We start from the raw sequence: 15,214 nt of genomic DNA, 5'->3' as shown, positions 1-15,214 counted from the left end.
CATGATTACCAAAAAAATTATAACATAGTCTGGGAGTACTGACAAGTATGATGCCTTGACTAAACCTTGTGCAGCAAGGGGTTAGGGCGTTGCACGCAAAAGACGGAATTAAAATAACGAAAGCTGGTTGCTCTCCGGAAGCCCCCTGAAGCAGCCCATCCCAGTGAGCAGCTCGATGATCGTCTTGCTCGCTTTGGATTTCTGCTGGAAATCCTCAATGGAGAGAAACTCCCCGTATTCGCGGGCGGCAGCGATGTTCTTGGCCGCGTTATCCCCGATACCGGCCAGCGCCGAGAACGGTGGAATCAACGATTCTCCGTCCACCGTAAACCGGGTTGCATCGGAACGGTAGAGATCGATCGGCTTGAACGTAAAGCCGCGTGCGGTCATTTCCAGCGCCATCTCGAGGATCGAGAGCATGCTTTTTTCCTTGGTTGTCGCCTGGAAGCCCTTCTGCTCGATCTCTTCGATTTGCCGGTAGATGGCCTCATAGCCCTGGCAGCACAGCTCGATATCGAAGTCTTCTGCCCGGACCGAGAAGTAAGTGGCATAATATTCGATCGGATGGTACAGCTTGAAGTAAGCCGTGCGCACCGCAGAGATAACATATGCAGCGGCGTGCGCTTTCGGGAACATGTACTGGATTTTGAGACAGGAATCGATATACCACTGCGGCACCTTGCACCGCTTCATCTCCTCGATCCATTCCGGCGTCAAGCCCTTGCCCTTACGCACGCTTTCCGTAATTTTAAACGCCAGGCTCGCATCCATGCCGGCTTTGTATATCAGGAACAGCATGATGTCGTCACGGCAGCCGATCACCGTTTTGATGTTGCAGGTGCCGTTCTTGATCAGCTCCTGTGCATTGCCGAGCCATACGCCCGTTCCGTGGGACAGGCCCGAAATCTGCAGCAAGTCGGCAAAGGAGGATGGCTTCGACTCAATCAGCATCTGGCGGACGAACTTCGTCCCCATCTCCGGCACGCCGTAGGTGGCCACCGGTGTCCGGATTTGTTCGGGCCTTACCCCGAGCGCCTCCGTTGAGTTGAACATGCTCATGACCTTCGGATCGTTCATCGGAATCGTCGTCGGATCGACCCCTGTCAAATCCTGTAACATCCGCATCATGGTCGGATCATCGTGCCCCAGGATATCAAGCTTGAGCAGGTTCGCGTCGAAGGCGTGATAATCGAAGTGGGTCGTCTTCCATTCCGCGTTCGTATCGTCAGCCGGGAATTGAACCGGCGTGATGTCTTCCACTTCCATGTAGTCAGGGACAACGACGATGCCGCCCGGGTGCTGGCCCGTGCTCCGCTTGACGCCGGTGCATCCGGCGGCGAGCCGGTTCAGCTCCGCTCCGCGCCACTTCTGGTGATGGTCTTCCTCATATTTTTTTGTATAACCAAATGCCGTTTTCTCCGCCACGGTACCGATGGTTCCTGCGCGGAATACACTTTTCTCGCCAAACAGCACTTTGGTGTAATTGTGGGCATGAGGCTGATATTCCCCGGAAAAGTTCAAGTCGATATCGGGAACCTTGTCGCCCTTAAAGCCAAGGAACGTTTCGAACGGGATGTCCTGGCCTTCGCCCTTTAGCATTTGGCCGCAGTTCGGGCATTGCTTGTCCGGAAGGTCAAATCCGCTCGGCACGCTGCCGTCCAGGAACCATTCGCTGTGCTTGCATTCCGGATTTTTGCAAATATAATGCGCGGGCAGCGGGTTAACCTCGGAAATGCCGAGGAAGGTCGCGACGACAGACGATCCGACGGATCCCCGCGAACCGACAAGGTAGCCGTCCTGGTTCGACTTTTTCACCAGCCGCTCGGAAATGAGATAGTTGGCGGAGAAGCCGTATTTGATAATCGGCTCCAGCTCCTTCTCCAGCCGCGCGACGACAACTTCCGGCAGGTCTTCGCCATAAATCGACCGCGCCGTGGCATAGCAAGTGTTGCGGATTTCCTCATCCGCCCCCTCGATAATCGGCGTAAACAGCTTGTCCGGGAACAACTCGTACTCCTCAAAGCGGTCGGCCAGATCGTTGGTATTCTTCACAACCACTTCCATCGCCTTCTCCGGACCAAGGAACTCGAATTCCTCCAGCATCTCTTCCGTCGTCCGGAAATGGGCATCCGGCTTGCGGATATCCTTCAGCGGGCTGAAGCCCGTGATGCCGTGAATCGTAATGTCCCGGAACAGCTTGTCCCGCGGCTCCAGGTAGTGCACATTGCCAGTGGCAATCACGGGCTTGTTCAGCTTTTCCCCGATCTCGCACACCGTCTTGATGGCGTTCTTCAGCTCAACGGTGCTTCCGACGAGCCCTTTATCTACAAGGTGCATGTACATCGTCAGCGGCTGAATTTCCAAAATATCATAGAACTCCGCCACCTCGGTCGCCTCCTCCACCGTCTTGTTCAGCACGGTCTCGAAGAACTCGCCCTTCTCGCAGCCGGAGATGACCAGCAGCCCTTCGCGCATCTCCTCCAGCTTCGATTTCGGGATGCACGGCACCCGTTTGAAATATTCGGTGTGCGACATCGACACCAGCTTGTACAAGTTTTTCTTGCCGATCGCGTTCAGCGCGTAGATTCCGCAGTGGAACGGACGAGAATTGGACAGATCCTTGCCGACGTAATCGTTCAGGCGTTCCAGGCGGGTCAGCCCTTTGATCTTCTCGGCATCGGCCAGCAGTCCGTCCAGAATGCCGGCGAGGGCAATCGTATCGTCAATCGCCCGGTGGTGGCTTTCCAGCGCCACTTTATACTTATCCGCCAACGTGTTGAGGCGGTGGTTTTTCATCGTCGGGTGAAGCAATCTGGCCAGCTCCAGCGTATCCAGCGCCGGGTTGTCCAGTTCCGGCATGCCGAGCCCCTTCAGGGCAGCCTGGATGAAGCCCACGTCGAACCGTGCGTTGTGAGCCACAAGTACGCCGTCACCGACAAACTTGACGAAGTCCTGGATGACGGGCTCAAGCTCCGGCGCATCCTTGACCATCTCGTCGTTAATGTTGGTCAGCTGCTGGATGTGATACGGTATTTTTTCATGCGGGTTGACAAACGTAGCGTAACGGTCGACTTCCTTGCCTTCATGCATTTTGACGGCCGCAAGCTCGATGATTTTGTTGTTCGTGATCGACAGGCCGGTGGTCTCGATATCGAATACGATGTAAGTCGCAGACTTCAAGTCTATCGGCTTCGGCTGCATGACGACCGGAACGGAATCGTTCACCACGTTGGCCTCGACGCCGTAAATCATCTTGATCCCGTTTTTCTTCGCGGCTTTCGCCGCTTCGGGATAACACTGCACGCCACCGTGATCGGACACGGCAATCGCTTTGTGGCCCCACTTGGCGGCTGTCTTGATGTACTGGTCGATTGGCGTCACGGCGTCCATCGTGCTCATCGTCGTATGCAGGTGGAATTCCACCCGCTTCTCCGGAGCATTATCCTTGCGGGTAGGTGGCGCCTGGACTTCGATCAAATCCGAAGGGATCATGACCAGCTCGGGAATCGTCATAAAGCGGTCCATCTCGACGCGTCCGCGGGCTTTCACCCATTTGCCGTTGGCCAGCAGGCTCAGAACTTTGACATCTTCCTTCGTCTTGGCGAACATTTTCATCTGCAGGGAATCCGTAAAGTCCGTCAGGTTAAACATGAACAGCGTGCTGCCGTTGCGCAGCTCTTTGCGGTCCAGGCCAAAAATCGTGCCCTGAACCGTAATTTTCTTCTCTTCGTCCTGGATTTCCTGAATCGGAACCGGTTGCTCCTTAATATCGTAACCGACCTGAAGAAAGACTTCCTCATCGTCACCCTCAGCTGCGCGCGTCTCCGCCTCCATGCTGGATATCATCTTCTGGATAACCTCACGCTCTTCCTCGAGCTTCTTCTGCTCGAACTCCTCGTACATTTCCCGCTGGATTTCGCCGACTTGAATTTTGACGCGGAGAGGAACCTCGAAGTAATGCGCGAAGAAACGAGTGAGCGCCTGGTCGATCTGCTTTTTTCTCGCCAGCTCCAGCGACGTATTGTCGGACATCGTGACCATGAGGGTTTCCCCGTCCAGCTCATGCTTAGCCCGGGCCATCCAGCCGTTGACGGAAGGAATTTCTCGGTGAACCCACTCCAGGAAAAGGTTCCAGTATGCGCCGACGATATCTTTGCGGTCTACTTCTTCCGCATATCTGAACACAAACGACAGCTTTGCAATATGCTGCATTTTCTCCTGAAGCCTCAGACAGAACGTCCGGTACACCTCACCGGGGACCAAGGTTTCCTTCCAGATGGTGATTCTCCATTCCTGATTGCTCCGGCTGATCTCCACCTGTTCGATATGACCATCCAGAAAATAGGGATCCACGATCGCGGGCGGTATTTCCCCCTGCTTCATCAGCAGCTCGAACCGTTTTCTCTTTTCCCCCACGTTTTCCATGCTCTCCTCCCCCTTTAAAGCGCTAATCCATAAACATGAAGAGCCTCTGTTCACAAAAATGTCTCGATCTCGTGCACCGACTCATTTCTGGCAGAAGCTCCTCATCATTATTTCATCCGGCCTCTCTACCGATCCGCCGGGTTCTTCCCTGCTTATGCGGGAAACGAATCAAACTCGCAGCTTGGCTGCCGCAGTATTAATACGCTCTGGCAAAAACGACGGTGTGCTTGGCAGGCTGCCCGCATACCAGACAAGTATGCTTCTCTTCCGCAGGCTCGAAAGGAATGTTCCGGCTGGTAGCCCCGGTCTCTTCCTTCACCTTGCTCTCGCAGATTTCCGAACCGCACCATCCTGCCAGTGTAAATCCGCGCTGCTGTTCCATGCTGCTCTTCATTTCCTCCAGCGTATCCACCGAGTAGAAATGGTCGTTCATAAACTGCTTCGCACGATCAAACATTTCCTTCTGGACCTGATCCAGCATCGTCTGAACTTCTTCGACCAGATTGGCCTGCTGGACAACCTTCTTCTCGCCGGTAATCCGGGAGACGAGCACGCAGACGCCGTTCTCCATGTCACGTGGACCGATTTCCAAACGGACCGGAACGCCGCGCATTTCGTATTCGTTGAATTTCCATCCCGGACGAAGGTCGCTGCGGTCGTCCACACGCACGCGGATGCCTGCCTGCTTCAGCTCGGCGAACAGCTCGTCCGTGCGGCCAACGACGGCATCCCATGTTTTCGGCGGGCCGATCGGAATCATGATCACCTGCGTCGGAGCGACCTTCGGCGGCAGCGCCAGTCCGCGGTCATCGCCGTGCACCATAATCATCGAGCCGATCAGGCGCGTGCTTGTGCCCCAGGATGTCGTATGCACGTATTCCTGCTTGTTGTCTCTGCTTAAGTATTGAATGTCAAACGCCACCGCAAAGTTCGTGCCCAGGTAGTGGGAGGTTCCCGCCTGAACCGCGCGGCCGTCCTTCATCATCGCCTCGATGGAGAACGTCTCCACCGCGCCGGCGAATTTCTCGGAAGGTGTCTTCTGGCCGGTAATGACCGGAATCGCCAAAAACTCTTCCACGAATTGACGGTACACTTCCAGCATCTTCATCGTTTCTTCGCGCGCTTCTTCTTCCGTCTCATGAGCGGTATGGCCTTCCTGCCACAAAAACTCGCTCGTGCGGAGGAACGGCAGCGTGCGCTTCTCCCAGCGGACGACGTTGGCCCACTGGTTAATGAGCACCGGCAGGTCGCGGTAGGACTGGATCCATTTGGCGTACATGTGCCCAAACATCGTCTCGGACGTCGGACGGATCGCCAGACGCTCCTCCAGCTTGTCTCCGCCTGCCTCAGTTACCCAAGGAAGCTCGGGATTAAAACCTTCGACATGCTCTTTTTCTTTCTGGAAAAAGCTCTCCGGAATAAAGAGCGGAAAATAGGCGTTGCGATGACCCGTTTCCTTGAAACGGCGGTCCAGATCACGCTGGATGTGCTCCCAGATTTCGTAGCCGTCCGGACGGAAGACGATGCAGCCGCGGACCGGCGAATAATCCATCAGATCGGCTTTCTTGATTACATCAATATACCAGCGGGAGAAATCTTCTCCCTGCGGCGTAATCTCCGTCACAAATTGTTTATCGTTTGACATAAAAATGGACTTCCTCCCAAGTTCACCCCGTTCTAGCCGGGGACATCATTAGTTATCCGTTAATCAATCGTAATATATCATTGTAGGTTACGGCAATCATTAATAGGAACAGCATGGCGAAGCCCACAAAATGGACCATGCCTTCCCGGCTCGGATCGATCGGCTTGCCCCGCAGCGCTTCGACACCGAGGAACACCAGCCGGCTTCCGTCCATCGCCGGGATCGGCAGCAGGTTGAAGATCCCCAGGTAGAGGCTGAGAATCGCCGCCCAATACGTCAGCTGCACGATGCCCTGCTTCGCGATCTGGCCCGTCACCTCGAACGTCCGCACAGGTCCGCCCAGATCGTCCATGTTAAACTGCTTGATCAGCTGGCCGAAGCCCTGGAAAATAATTTTGGTCGTATCGACCATCGCGACTCCCGCTCCGCTGAACGTTTCGCCGATCGACGCTTTGCGGCTTGGCAGCTGCGGCGTAATGCCTACCTTGCCGCCTTCCTGGCCTTCCATTGCACGCGGAGTCAGCGTCACATTAAATACCTCGTCTCCCCGGCGGATCGTCCATTCCATCGGCTTGTCCTTGGATTTGGAGGTCAGATCGATCATTTTCTGATAATCCGCGCCGATCTTCACGCCATCGATCGATTCGATGATGTCGCCCTTCTTCAGGTTCGCTTCATAGGCAGGCATTCCTTTGGAGATGTCGCCGATCTGCACGTACGTCGGATTTTCCAGCGGAATCCCCGCCATCTGCAGATGGACCCCGAAGAGTACGAAGGCCAGAATAAAATTCATCAGCGGCCCCGCAAAAATCGAAAGCGCGCGCTGCCCCACCGTCTTGCTGGCAAACTGGCGGTCTCTCGGGGCTATTTGCGTCTCATGGGATTTGGCGACCAGCATCGCCTTCGGATAAATCGGATACTGCTGGCTCTCGCCGTCCACGTTCAGGCGGACCTTCAAATCATCGACCATATCGATGAATTCCACTTCTCCGCGGATGACGTTCTTTCGGTTGTCCAGCTGATCCAGATATATCTTCTTGACTTCGCCGCCGCTGACGCGGACCGCGATGGTCTGGCCGGGGTGAATTTCCACGATTTCAGGATCTTCCCCCGCCATCCGGGCATAACCACCAAAAGGCAGCAGCCGCAGCGTAAACTGCGTTTCATTCCGTTTATAAGAAAACAGTTTCGGACCGAAACCGATCGCAAATTCCCGTACCAGTATGCCGGCGCGTCTGGCAAAGTAAAAATGGCCCCATTCATGCACCGTCACGATGACGAAAAACATGAGTACCGTCAAAAATACTACCTGCACCATTTCCAAGCGTCGCATCCCCCTTAATTTGTCTGAGACCGAAGTTTCTGTCGCATCTATATCATCAGATGGATTAAAGCCCACAGCGCGAAAAGAAGCTCGTCTTTAATTCAGTCTATATAGATTATCATTATTCTCCGGTCCCGCACAAGAGAATCACATTCTCGTCATTTTTTAAAATCAGGGGAGTAGAGTGATGTATTGTTATGCCGCTTGCGTGCCCGCTTACAACTTGGCAGCAAGCAGCCGCGTATTCCGGTCGCACTCCTCAATGTCCGCCAGCTGCGGATTCGGAATGTTGGCATGCCGGTCAAGCACTTCCTCAATAATATCCTCTATTTGTAAAAACGAAATCTCCCTGTTTAGAAACCGGCCTACCGCCACTTCGTTGGCTGCGTTAAAAGCGGTGGTTGCTGTACCACCCATTTTACCACATTCATAGGCAAGTCTTAAACAAGGGAACCGCTCCATGTCCATTTCTCTAAAATGCAGCTTGCCCACTTCGGCCAGCGACAGCCGTTTGGCAGGCGAATCCCAGCGTTCCGGGTAGGTCAGTGCGTACTGGATCGGTACGCGCATGTCCGGATTGCCCAGCTGGGCGATGATACTCGTATCGCGGAATTCCACGAAAGAATGAATGATGCTCTCGGGGTGAAGCAGCACGTGGATCTGCTCATACGGAAGGCCGAACAGCCAATGGGCTTCAATCACTTCCAGCCCCTTGTTGACCATCGTCGCCGAATCGATGGTGATTTTCGCACCCATCGACCAGTTGGGATGCTTCAAGGCATCCTCCACCGTCACCGATTGGAGCTGCTCCCGGGTCAAATCCCGGAACGAACCGCCGGAAGCGGTCAGCGTGATGCCGGTCAGGTCATCGCGGCGTTCACCGTTCAGGCATTGAAATATAGCCGAGTGCTCACTGTCGATCGGCAGCATCTTCACGCCTTTTCGCTTAATGGCCTCAGTGACAAGATGTCCTGCGGTTACAAGCGTCTCCTTGTTAGCCAGTCCAATGTGCTTCCCGGCTTCGATCGCCGCCAGCGTGGAATGCAGCCCCATGCTGCCTACCACTGCCGTTACTACCGTATCGGCGTCCGTGCCGGCCGCTACCTCCACCAGCCCTTCATTTCCATAGAAAATTTCCGTACCTGGCGAAACCTGCGTTTTCACCTGTTCAGCCAGTTCTTTGGTCGCGACCGAAACCTTCTTCGGTCTGAACTGATGAACCTGCCGGAGCAGCAGCTCCACGTTCGACCCGGCCGCAAGCCCTTCGATTTGAAAATGCTCCGGATGCTTCGATACGACATCCAGCGTCTGCGTGCCGATCGAGCCGGTAGAGCCGAGAACGCTTAATTTCTTCATATTGAACCTTCTCTCGTATTAATAAGGCATCAGCATCATGATATGTACGAACGGAAATACGATAATCCAGCTGTCGCAGCGGTCCAGGATCCCCCCATGACCCGGCAGCAGATTTCCCGAATCTTTGATGCCGTATACACGCTTGTACGCCGATTGGACCAGATCCCCAAGCTGACCGGCCACCGCGCATGCCAGGCCGATCGCCAGCGCTCGTCCGATCGTGAGCAGACCGCCCGACAGAAACGCAAAGACCGCCGATGTCAACATGGCGATCACCACACCGCCAAGGGCGCCTTCGATCGTTTTATTCGGGCTGATCGCCGGCCACAGCTTGTGGCTGCCGATCCATTTGCCCACGAAGTACGCTCCCGCATCGCTCGCCCATATCGACACCAGCAGCAAAAACGTCCAAAACACCCCGTGCCCGTCCGGGGCGCTGCGGGATTCAGCAATGTACGAAAAGCCGACGCCCACATAAACGGATCCCAGAAAGAGCAGGGAGATCATCTGAATGTCCATCTTGTTTTTGGTAACGACGGTCACCAGCAGGAACAGGAACAGAAGCAGCCAGATGACGTGCCCGAGTGGAAGCGGAAAGCTGATATCCAGCAGCTTCCACGGGAACATAAATACAAGCACGCCCAGGTATCCCAGCATGGCCGTACCGCGAAACGGGGATACCCGGGTCATTTTTACAAATTCATAATATCCGATCATTGCCATCGCCAGGACTAGAATGTGGTACGGCAGGCCGCCAAGCAGGCAAAATCCCAGAAAAACGACACCCGCAACAATTCCTGTGATCAGTCGTTGTTTCAACGGTATTCATCCCCCATCAGGCTAAGTCAGTCCGCCGTATCGACGCGTTCTGCGCTGGTATTCAGCAACCGCTTCGTATAAATGATTTCGGTTAAATTCAGGCCAGTAAATATCGGTAAACCACATTTCGCTGTACGCGAGCTGCCACAGCATGAAATTGCTGAGTCGCATTTCGCCGCTCGTCCGGATAATGAGGTCCGGATCCGGCATGCCTCCCGACAGCAAATGACGGTCGATCAGCTCCGGGGAAATCTCGCCAGGCGACAGCCTGCCTTCCTGAATCTGTTTGCCCAGTTCCTTCATGCAATCCGTCATTTCCTTGCGGCTGCCGTAATTGAGGGCGAAATTGAGGACAAGCCCGTCATTGCCGGCCGTCCGGCGCATCGCTTCCTCCATGGCATTCAGCGTGTGCTTCGGCAGACCGTCGCGGTCACCCATCATGCGGACCTGCACATTTTTTTGGATCAATTCGTCCAACTCGATCGCCAGAAATTCCTGCGGCAGACGCATCAGAAAGTCGACTTCGTCTTTGGGACGCTTCCAGTTTTCCGTAGAGAAAGCATACAGCGTTAAATATTTAATGCCCAGCTCGTCGGCAGCTATGGTTGCCCGCTTCACTGCCTTCATCCCGGTCTGGTGCCCGACGATTCGCGGCAGCCCGCGACTTTTGGCCCAACGCCCGTTGCCGTCCATAATGATGGCCACATGCTCAGGAACGTTGTCCATGGATCGCTCTGGCAAAAGCTGCGAGTCCTTCTGTTTCCACCACGATCGAACTCGTTTGATCATTCTAGTTCCTCCAAGCGGGTTTCTGCAAAAAAGACACAAACCCCACCATAAAAGGAGGGGCCGCAAGTCTCTTATACTTCCATGATCTCTTTTTCTTTAGCTACGAGCACCTTGTCGACTTCCGCAATAAATTTATCCGTCGTCTTCTGGATGTCTTCCTGATGACGGTGCGATTCATCCTCAGAAATATCGGTTTTCTCCATCTTTTTGATGTCGTCGTTGGCATCTCTGCGAATGTTGCGGATCGCCACTTTCGCCTCTTCGCCGAACTTCTTCGTCAATTTCACAAGTTCCGTGCGGCGTTCTTCGGTCAGCGGCGGAATCGAAAGACGAATGATGTTGCCGTCATTGGCTGGCGTAAGTCCGAGGTCGGACTTCATAATCGCTCTTTCGATATCGGCCAGCGAAGATTTGTCCCAAGGCTGGATGAGCAGCGTGCGCGGATCCGGCGTGCTGATGTTGGCCAGCTGGTTCACCGGTGTCATCGCTCCATAATACTCCACTTGGATCCGGTCAAGCAGTGCCGGGGCGGCGCGACCGGCGCGCAGTGTGGCGAGGTCTCTCTTCAAAGCGCCGATGGCTTTTTCCATGCGTTCTTCTGCGTGTTTTTTTACCGTTTCTGGCATTAGTCTACGCTCCCTTTAACAATCGTTCCGATTTTTTCACCCAAAACGACCCGTTTGATGTTCCCTTGCTCGGTAACAGCAAATACGATCAGCGGAATGTTGTTGTCCATGCAGAGGGATGATGCCGTGGAATCCATCACACCCAGATTCTTGTTCAGCACGTCCATGTAAGTAAGCTGTTCATACTTCTCGGCCGTACTGTCTTTGAACGGATCGGCGGAGTACACGCCATCCACTTTGTTTTTGGCCATCAGAATCACTTCGGCCTCGATTTCAGCCGCACGCAGGGCAGCGGTTGTATCGGTCGAGAAGAACGGGTTACCCGTTCCTGCGGCAAAAATGACCACGCGGCCTTTCTCCAGGTGACGGATCGCTCTGCGGCGGATATAAGGCTCTGCAATTTGCTGCATGGCAATCGATGTCTGTACGCGCGTCGGCACGTCGATTTGCTCCAGGGCATCCTGAAGCGCCAACGAATTCATGACCGTCGCGAGCATCCCCATGTAGTCGGCTGTCGCGCGGTCGATCCCGCTGGAACTGCCAGCGATGCCGCGCCAGATGTTGCCGCCGCCGCAGACGATTGCAACCTGAACGCCAAGATCCACCACTTCTTTGACTTGCTCTGCAATGGATCCGATCGTTTCCGCATCGATACCATAACCGTTCTGACCTGCGAGGGATTCCCCGCTGACCTTCAAGACAACTCGTTTAAATACAGGCTGTTCCAAATGTTTACCCTCCACTTTAAAGACATCACCATATGGCGCCAGTTGCTGCAACTAACGTTCGGCGGGCCCTATCCGGTAAACACCACACCAAACCGATGTCATTCTCTTCAGAAAAAAAACGTCTGCTCTTTTAAAAAAGAGGGAACACTGCGTGTTCCGCTCTTCTCTTGTTCTAGTTATAGATGCCGCAAAAAAAGGGCTCTTATTGTTTAACTTGCGCCATAACTTCTTCAACGAAGTTGTCGACTTTTTTCTCAAGACCTTCGCCCAGTTCGTAACGAACAAAGCGGCGGATGGAGATGTTTTCGCCGATGGTGCTGATTTTTTCGTTCAGCAGCTGAGAAATCGTTTTGTCCGGATCCTTAATGAAGGATTGCTCCAGAAGGCAGAACTCTTCGTAGTATTTACCGATGCGGCCTTCAACCATTTTTTCAACGATTTTTTCAGGCTTGCCTTCGTTCAAAGCTTGGGCTTTCAAGATTTCTTTTTCTTTCTCTACTTCTGCTTGAGGCACTTCTTCGCGGGAAACGTAACGCGGGCTCGAAGCTGCGATATGCATCGCGATGTCGCGAGCGAACTCTTTGAACTGGTCTGTTTTACCAACGAAGTCGGTTTCGCAGTTGATTTCAACCAGAACGCCGATTCTTCCGCCGGCGTGGATGTAAGCTTCTACAACGCCTTCCGTAGCTGCGCGTCCAGCTTTGTTTGCTGCTGCAGCCAGACCTTTTTCACGAAGGAGTTCTGTTGCTTTGGTGATATCACCGTTTGCTTCTTCCAGCGCTTTTTTGCAATCGAGCATACCTGCGCCTGTTTTTTCACGAAGTTCTTTTACCGCACTAGCACTTACTGCCATCGAATATTCCCTCCAAATAGGATGCTAATTTTTCAGCCAGGCGTCACACCTGATCTTTGTTTTCATCTTAAAAAAAGGGCAGTGAGAGGTTATCCACCTACCAACCACCCTTTTCATTTAATTCATGTCTATATTACGTAACTGTCGAAACTTAGGCAGAAGTTTCTTCGCCTTGGTGAGCTTCCACCACAGCGTCAGCCATTTTGCCAGTCAACAGCTTAACGGCACGGATCGCATCGTCATTACCAGGAATAACGTAGTCGATTTCGTCCGGATCGCAGTTCGTGTCAACGATACCTACGATTGGGATACCCAATTTGCGGGCTTCGGCAACCGCGATGCGCTCTTTGCGCGGATCGATGATGAACAGGGCGCTTGGCAGGCCTCTCATGTTCTTGATGCCGCCCAGGAATTTCTCAAGACGATCTTTCTCTTTGCGGAGAAGGATGACTTCTTTCTTAGGAAGAACAGCGAATGTGCCGTCTTCTTCCCATTTTTCGAGTTCTTTCAAACGGTTGATCCGTTTTTGGATCGTTTCAAAGTTAGTCAGCGTTCCGCCGAGCCAACGTTGGTTGATGTAGTACATACCGCAACGTTCTGCTTCTTCTTTGACGGAGTCTTGGGCTTGTTTCTTCGTACCGACGAAAAGAATTGTTCCGTTCTCTTCTGCCACGCTTTTCACGAAGTTAAAAGCTTCTTCGACCTTTTTAACTGTCTTTTGCAGGTCAATAATGTAAATTCCGTTTCTTTCAGTGAAGATATATTTATCCATTTTCGGGTTCCAGCGACGTGTCTGGTGACCGAAGTGAACGCCAGCTTCGAGAAGCTGCTTCATGGAGATAACTGCCATCTTCACACACCTCCTAAGTTTGGTTTTTTATTGTGTCCTCCGCTGCTTTCATTTCCCGTCAAGACTCTCCATATGGAAAGCACCCTTTACGAAATCCGACAGCGTGTGTTTTAACACCGTCATTTAATATACCATATCTAAAAGCTCGATGCAACGCCTAAGGGACGGCTTTTTTTACATGCAAAAAACCGTCCAGCCGATTGTCGTTAGCGTGACGGTTTTGTCGTAATTTTAGCGATGATGGAACTGAATTCCTCGCCGGGTGAAAACGTGTATTGGCCGGTCTGGATTTTCGTGCTGATCTTGAGAGATCGGCCTTTTTGCACGAATTGGTCGGCGTCGGCGATGACCCCCGCCTTCTCCAGCTTGCCGGCGACGTCTTCCAAGTTGTTCCCGCTGGCGATTTTCACTTCAACCGCTTTGGCCGCCGGCATAGAAGGCGTTTGCGGCTGCTTGGCTGCTGAAGCCTCACCGGATCCCGGAGTGACCGACTGCGGCTGCTTAGAAGCGGTAGGCTGCTGCGGCTTATCCGGCTGGGCCGGCTGTTTGCCCGCGTCCGCGGCCTTTGGCGCCTTCGCTGCGTCTCCTTTGGGAACCGAGCTCTGCTCAACCATCTGCTGCTTCCACTCCTCCTCGGTCATCAGCTTGTCCTCCTTGCCGACGACCATCAGGTCCATCGTCTCCGCCTGCTGCTCAAGCTCTTCCTTCGTCAGGCTGGCAGCTGACGGAGCCTCTCCGGCCGGGCGGCCGGTACCCTGCCCAAGGATCATCAGCTGCAGCAGGAGGGCTCCAAGCAGGAGACCCAAGCCGAGTCCCATCATGAATGTCCGATTTCTGATCACAGCGTCTCCTCCTGTTTCGCAAGCTGAAGAATCAACTGGATTTCGCCGCGGTGCATGCCGGTCATTTTTCCAATCGCATCAATGGATTTGCCTGTGTCGTACAACTCGAACAGCTCCGGGTACCTGTCCCTGATCGATGGCTGCTGCTCAGGCAGCGTTGATTCCGTTCCATTCTGACCCTCTAGATCTGCACCAGCTGCTGGCTCCAGGAAAGCTCCCGGCTCCACGGCCGCGGCCGTTTCACGGCTAACCGTGGCCTGTCCGGCAGGCAGGCTCTCCATTTGCGAAAGCCTGGCATCCTGCTGCACAACCTGCTGTTCAAGCGAAACGAGCCGCTGACGCATCTCCGACAGCTGTTCCTGCTGGGACAGCTGCTTGGCCGCCATATCCTGCTTCATTTGGGAAACAAGCTCGACGAGCTCGACGTTTTCATTTTCAATTTCGGCCATGTACTGCTCCAGTGTAGCCTCGACCTGCTTGACCACGCTGCCCTGCTGGCTCTGCTCCTCCTTCCGCTTAGGAAGCATCATGGCATACACCAACGCGGCAGCGCCCAATATAACAACGATTAACCAAGGTTCCAAGTAGCGGTTCTCCTTTGACTGTAAAATTCATGACGGGGCAACGGATCATAGGGAAACATCCAGATGATGTCCCTTGAAGGGGTGCTGCGCATTTTGCAGGTCCTCATGCTCCCCTGCCGATGGACTATCGGTTTGATTACGCCGATGCTTGTTCCGTCCGCCCTCATCCCGAACGGCGGCGTCCGCCGCTTCGTCCACCGATTCGCTGCGCTTGCTCATTTCCGCTGTTTCCTTAAGCTGCTGTTCGGCCAAAAACTGCTGATCCTGTGCAGGCCGGTGCTGGAGCTCGTTTTGCACCTTCCCGGCCTCGCTGGTCCGTGGGATCGCAATTTGCATTTCAACCGCCTTCATACTCATTCGTCTTCCTCCTCTT

General features: G+C 53.9%; 13 protein-coding genes. All 13 read right to left on the bottom strand.

Annotated elements, in window-relative coordinates:
- Positions 1–108: 108 nt before the first annotated feature.
- The 13 genes from ABIE48_RS09085 to ABIE48_RS09025 all read right to left on the bottom strand — a co-directional run bounded on the left by ABIE48_RS09085 (position 109) and on the right by ABIE48_RS09025 (position 15,198).
- Positions 109–4,425, bottom strand: coding sequence for a PolC-type DNA polymerase III (locus ABIE48_RS09085; RefSeq protein ID WP_192714733.1), 4,317 nt, complete (start codon positions 4,423–4,425; stop codon positions 109–111).
- Positions 4,426–4,621: 196 nt separating this feature from the next.
- Complete coding sequence (proS, locus tag ABIE48_RS09080; protein WP_192714734.1) at positions 4,622–6,070, bottom strand: proline--tRNA ligase; 1,449 nt, start codon at positions 6,068–6,070, stop codon at positions 4,622–4,624.
- A gap of 52 nt (positions 6,071–6,122) precedes the next feature.
- Positions 6,123–7,394: an RIP metalloprotease RseP gene (gene rseP, locus ABIE48_RS09075; RefSeq protein ID WP_105443611.1), complete on the bottom strand. Its 1,272-nt coding sequence runs from the start codon at positions 7,392–7,394 to the stop codon at positions 6,123–6,125.
- Positions 7,395–7,610: 216 nt separating this feature from the next.
- Entirely contained in the window at positions 7,611–8,750 is a 1,140-nt protein-coding gene (locus ABIE48_RS09070; RefSeq protein ID WP_105443612.1) for a 1-deoxy-D-xylulose-5-phosphate reductoisomerase, read from the bottom strand.
- Between the two features lie 18 nt (positions 8,751–8,768).
- Entirely contained in the window at positions 8,769–9,569 is an 801-nt protein-coding gene (locus ABIE48_RS09065) for a phosphatidate cytidylyltransferase (protein ID WP_192714735.1), read from the bottom strand.
- 21 nt (positions 9,570–9,590) lie between these two features.
- Positions 9,591–10,358 carry an undecaprenyl pyrophosphate synthase gene (locus ABIE48_RS09060; protein ID WP_192714736.1) on the bottom strand — a complete coding sequence of 256 codons (768 nt, stop codon included), beginning with the start codon at positions 10,356–10,358 and terminating at the stop codon, positions 9,591–9,593.
- Between the two features lie 71 nt (positions 10,359–10,429).
- Positions 10,430–10,984 (bottom strand): ribosome recycling factor, encoded by a 555-nt coding sequence (gene frr, locus ABIE48_RS09055; protein WP_076168076.1) that lies wholly within the window; start codon positions 10,982–10,984, stop codon positions 10,430–10,432.
- A complete protein-coding gene (gene pyrH / locus ABIE48_RS09050; RefSeq protein WP_076168079.1) occupies positions 10,984–11,712 on the bottom strand; it encodes a UMP kinase in 729 nt (242 codons plus the stop codon). The genes frr and pyrH overlap by 1 nt, the downstream gene beginning before the upstream one ends.
- A 202-nt stretch (positions 11,713–11,914) precedes the next feature.
- Positions 11,915–12,565 (bottom strand): translation elongation factor Ts, encoded by a 651-nt coding sequence (tsf, locus tag ABIE48_RS09045; RefSeq protein WP_076168081.1) that lies wholly within the window; start codon positions 12,563–12,565, stop codon positions 11,915–11,917.
- A 151-nt stretch (positions 12,566–12,716) separates the two neighbouring features.
- Complete coding sequence (rpsB, locus tag ABIE48_RS09040; protein ID WP_105443615.1) at positions 12,717–13,415, bottom strand: 30S ribosomal protein S2; 699 nt, start codon at positions 13,413–13,415, stop codon at positions 12,717–12,719.
- A 206-nt stretch (positions 13,416–13,621) separates the two neighbouring features.
- The gene (locus ABIE48_RS09035; protein ID WP_192714737.1) at positions 13,622–14,257 is read right to left on the bottom strand and encodes an endolytic transglycosylase MltG; all 636 of its coding nucleotides are present in this window, start codon (positions 14,255–14,257) and stop codon (positions 13,622–13,624) included.
- The gene (locus ABIE48_RS09030) at positions 14,254–14,841 is read right to left on the bottom strand and encodes a hypothetical protein (protein ID WP_181152878.1); all 588 of its coding nucleotides are present in this window, start codon (positions 14,839–14,841) and stop codon (positions 14,254–14,256) included. Before ABIE48_RS09030 ends, ABIE48_RS09035 begins: the two co-directional genes overlap by 4 nt.
- Positions 14,842–14,886: 45 nt before the next feature.
- Complete coding sequence (locus ABIE48_RS09025; protein ID WP_105443617.1) at positions 14,887–15,198, bottom strand: hypothetical protein; 312 nt, start codon at positions 15,196–15,198, stop codon at positions 14,887–14,889.
- Positions 15,199–15,214: the final 16 nt, after the last annotated feature.

It is taken from the genome of Paenibacillus sp. OAE614 (assembly GCF_040546645.1).
In the GTDB taxonomy this organism is placed as follows: domain Bacteria; phylum Bacillota; class Bacilli; order Paenibacillales; family Paenibacillaceae; genus Paenibacillus_AQ; species Paenibacillus_AQ favisporus.
The sequence above is the reverse complement of the archived record's forward strand: the minus strand, read 5'-3'. Positions and strand labels throughout refer to the sequence as shown.